This window comes from uncultured Maritalea sp. (assembly GCF_937139385.1).
GTDB classification, from domain to species: Bacteria; Pseudomonadota; Alphaproteobacteria; order Rhizobiales; family Devosiaceae; genus Maritalea; species Maritalea porphyrae_A.
Window position 1 is genome coordinate 1 of record NZ_CAKZPW010000185.1, and the last position, 4,304, is coordinate 4,304.

Here is a 4,304-nt window from a genome sequence, read left to right on the forward strand (position 1 = left end):
TTTTCGAATGGTCCGTGAACGTGTAGCACCAAGATTTTCGGCTGCCTCTTCCAATGCAATGCTGACTTGCTGAAGCGCTGCCATGCAGGCTCGCAATGCGTAAGGCAACCGCCGGATCATTAGCGCAACAACGATAATCACCCACCAACTCGCAAGAGGCTTATCAACAAACGGAACATTAAAGTCGTTAAAGGTCCTCAAATAGCCGATGCCAAGCACAACGCCGGGAACAGCGAGCGCCGCTGTCGCCATATAGTCCAACCACTTGCGACCCACAATTTTGGTTCGCAGCACGATATAGGCAATTGCGGTCGCAAGCACGATGTCCAAAAAGGCCGCAGCGCCTGCATAAACCAACGTGTTTTTGATGTACGCGCCGGATTGGCCAAACATTGTATTGAAGTTCTCAAGCGTATATCCATCTGGCAAGGGGCTGTAAGACCAAATGGTCCCAAATGCCAACAAACCAAGTGCGATATGCGGCGACAAAACAAGCAATAGAATTGCGATTACGATTGCGTAGGCAACAACATTTTCGCGCGTCGATAGTTTTCGCCGACTTAGTCCACCACCACCTTTTTGAGTGGTCGCATAGTCTTTGCCACGCATTAGCAAAAAGCTTGCCCACAATGAAAACACAGAAAATGCCACAAGGATAAATGAGATCACATACCCCATTGGATCGGAAATCCCAATGGATGAAATGCGCAAGTACGCTTGGGGGGCGAGCATATTATTGACGTTCAATAGGAGGGGTGTACCAAGATCATCAAACACTTTGATGAACACCAATGAAGCCCCTGCAAGATACCCTGGTGCCGCCAAAGGAAATACCACTCGTCTAAACAGGCGTAATCCATGCGCTCCAAGGTTCTGCGCGCTTTCTTCCATTGATCGGTCAATATTGCGCAAGCTTGCAGAAAGATTGATCAGAATGAATGGAAAATAGTGCACACTTTGGACCAAAATGACGCCATTCAAACCCTCCATAAAGGGAATGTTGATGCCGTAGTTGGATAGCAGCAAATTGAACGATCCGTTGCGACCAAACAGCAACTGCATTGCGATTGCGCCAACAAAAGGCGGCATGATCAACGGTATAAAACCAAGACTCTGAATAACCATGGCGCCACTAAACTCAAAGCGTGACGTTATGTAGGCTAGCGGCAGAGCAAAAACACTCGCCAGCACAACCGACATCGCGGAAACATAGAACGAGTTGAAAAACGACTCTCGAAAGAGTGCCGACGAAAAGAAATCGCCAAAATTTTGAAGTGTTATTGCACCTGAATTGGGATCAAGGAATGCAACATAGATAACCTTGGCAACCGGCAAGATGAGAAAGCCAAAGAGCAGAGTGGCGATAAAGATGGCAGCAAGGGCGGTCCCCGATAAAGATGGGAACAAACGATCCGTGAGGGATCGCTTTGTGCGCGGCTCTTGGCCGGCACGTAAAGATGACGTATCCATGATGGGTCCTTTGACAGACAGAATGTGCTGACGCAGTTTGCGTCAGCACACCCTCGGAGGGAGGAAGCTACAAAAGGCTAGCAGCTTCATTTGCGAGCTCTGTGGCGCGTTTGTAGTTTGCCACTACCATTGCATCCCACTGTTGCTCGATTTCTGCCTGACGACCTTCAATAACGTCGGTCGCTGCTTTACGCTTTTTCTTAAAGATCGCCGAAAAATCAGGATCCAAAGACTTTGCTTCGTCAATTGGCATTTCAGCGATCAATGCACGTGCTTCAGCAATCAAGGCTCTTGCTTGTGCATTGTCTTTGTCGCCAAGCTTTTCTTCAGCCAACTGCACGGCCCGCACAGCAGCGCGCAAATCGTCCAATCTATAGGTAATCATCACGTCAAAGAGCGAATTGACCACATTGTAACGGTCCCCAGACTTGTTCACGTCAAAACTCACAGAAGCTTTGATTGAACCGTCAAATGGATTGGGGAAACCTTCTGGCGCATTAAAATATGCGTCTGCGTTTACAGGTAGACGGCGAATTTCAGGCAGCATCAAAAGCTCTTGCCCTTCAACAGACAAAAGATATGAAATGAACGCTTTCGCTGCATCCTCGTTTGGCGCATTGGCAATAACGCCAACGTTTGCTGGAACGATCGCAGTTGTTTCCGGGTAGATAAAATCAACTGGAAAACCAGATGCTCGAGAGGCAAGCCCGAAGAAATCAATAACAATACCCAAGCCAAATTGGCCAGAGTTCACACCATCGGGAACACCAAAACTACGTTCTGTAACGTTGGAGAAGTTACCCGCAATGAACTTCCACTTGGACCATCCTTCTTCCCATCCATCCCCTTGTATAAGGGTTTCAACTGTTAGATGAGTTGTGCCAGAACGAGATGGGGCAGACATGCCCACATGTCCATAGTACTCAGCCTTTTGCAGATCATCCCATTGTTGTGCAGGTTGCAAATTCTTGGCAGCCAAATACCGTTCGTTGTACATTATGCCGTAGCCTGCAGCAGCAAAACCGTTGTAAAAACCATCTGGGTCGTTAATGGGATAACCACCAACATCAGATGGAATTTTTGCGTTTGACACACCAGATTTGATCAGCAAATTATCGCCTTTGAGCACTTCAAACGCATCAGGTGCGGATGCCCAAAAGATGTCGCTGGTGTTTGACGTTGCGGTTTCCTGAATGTACTTCACAGAAGAAGAAGTCGACTTGTTGATCACCTCAACATCGATGTCAGGATACATGGCCTCAAAGCCATTCTCGAATGGAGTGGTTAGAGTCTTTGGAAAAGATGTCACTACAACTAGCTTCTCACCTGCCATCGCAACAGAACTTGCAATGGTTGTGAGCGCCACGCTCGCCAATAAGACTTTGCGCAGTATATTCATTTAATTTCCTCCCAATTAATGTCGCGTAAGCGATTGCGCCTACAGCCTATTAATTGCAAAGGGTGTGCCAACTCAGCCAAAACGGCTAAACATTTGAACTATAAAGAATTTTTAATCGCAAAAGAACATCGAAAAGTCTGAGCTATTTCAAATATCGACGCAAATGTGTCAATTTTGACCCAAACTAATCTGATAGAAACTGCTTTGAAATGCCGTGTTTTTTCATGCGTAAGTAGAGTTTCTTACGCGGGATACACAAGAGCGAGGCCGCCTCCCCAATGACACCGTCTGACTGATTTAGCGCATCTTGAATTCGTTGTTTCTCAAAACTTGCTAACGCGGCATCCAGACCCTGCTCGGGTGAACCATCGCGTCCGGTCGGCCTTTCGATAAAATCGAACGGCAGTCCGATTACAAAGCGCTCGGCCGCATTCTTAAGTTCACGAATATTGCCCGGCCAATTGTGCAGTTTGATCAAACGCCGTGTTTTTTCGTCAAGATCGGGAACTGGCCGATCATGCGTCACCGCCGCCACTTCTGCAAATCGAGAAAACAGCATTTCAATGTCCTGCTTGCGCTCAGCCAAATCAGGTAAATCCAATGCAGCAACATTTAAGCGATACATTAAATCCGAGCGCAAACGATTTTCATCCACGAGTTCGCTCAGTTCACCTTTGATCGCAGCAACAACTCTGAAATCCAATTTAATCACTTGCGAGCTACCAAGACGCGTCACCTCTCGCGTTTCCAACACCCGCAGCAGCAATGCCTGAAATGCAATGGGCATCGATTCCACTTCATCCAAAAACAATGTGCCACCATCGGCGACTTCAAAGTATCCCTTGTGGCTCCCCTCAGCTCCGGTGAATGCACCGCGCTCATGGCCAAAAAATGCACTATCAATCAAACTCGCCGGCAACGCTCCGCAATTGACCGCAACGAAGGGACCATCTTTGCGCGGGGAATGCTCGTGCAAACATCTGGCAACGAGGTCTTTTCCCGTGCCCGTTTCACCTTTGATTATCAGATCAACATGAAGCGACGCCAGCACAGAAACCTGCTGACGCAACTGCTGGGCCTGTTTCGAAGTACCAATTATTTTCGCTTCAAGATCGCCGGTCGATAAAAGGGACTTGAAGCGTTCATTCTGCAAATGCAGATTTCGTTTTTCCAAAGCTCGCCCCACAACAGCATGCAGCTGATCGGGATCAATTGGTTTCTCCAAGAAATCGTAAGCACCCGCCTTCATGGCGGTGGTTGCTTGTGTAACCTGGCCATGTCCAGTGATCATGACAAATGGAATATCGCGATCAATCTTTTGCACCGCATCAAGCAAAGCGTGACCGTCCAAATTAGGCATACGAACATCGCTGATAATAATACCATCATGCCCTTGATTTATGTGCTCCAACGCAACAGTCGGGTCAGAAAAAGT

The 4,304-nt window shown here is 47.7% G+C and carries 3 protein-coding genes; all 3 read right to left on the reverse strand.

Features of this window, described 5'->3' with window-relative positions; all coding sequences use genetic code 11:
- Positions 1–1,470 (reverse strand): iron ABC transporter permease (locus Q0231_RS07950; RefSeq protein ID WP_299346958.1); only part of this gene is annotated, 1,470 nt, incomplete at its 3' end.
- A 67-nt stretch (positions 1,471–1,537) separates the two neighbouring features.
- Complete coding sequence (locus tag Q0231_RS07955; RefSeq protein WP_269394567.1) at positions 1,538–2,869, reverse strand: extracellular solute-binding protein; 1,332 nt, start codon at positions 2,867–2,869, stop codon at positions 1,538–1,540.
- 184 nt (positions 2,870–3,053) lie between these two features.
- Positions 3,054–4,304 (reverse strand): sigma-54 dependent transcriptional regulator (locus Q0231_RS07960; protein WP_299346961.1); only part of this gene is annotated, 1,251 nt, incomplete at its 5' end.

Coding starts and splice junctions, on each gene's coding strand:
- Q0231_RS07955 (WP_269394567.1), bottom strand. CDS start 2,869: ATGAATATACTGCGCAAAGTCTTATTGGCGAGCGTGGCGCTCACAACC.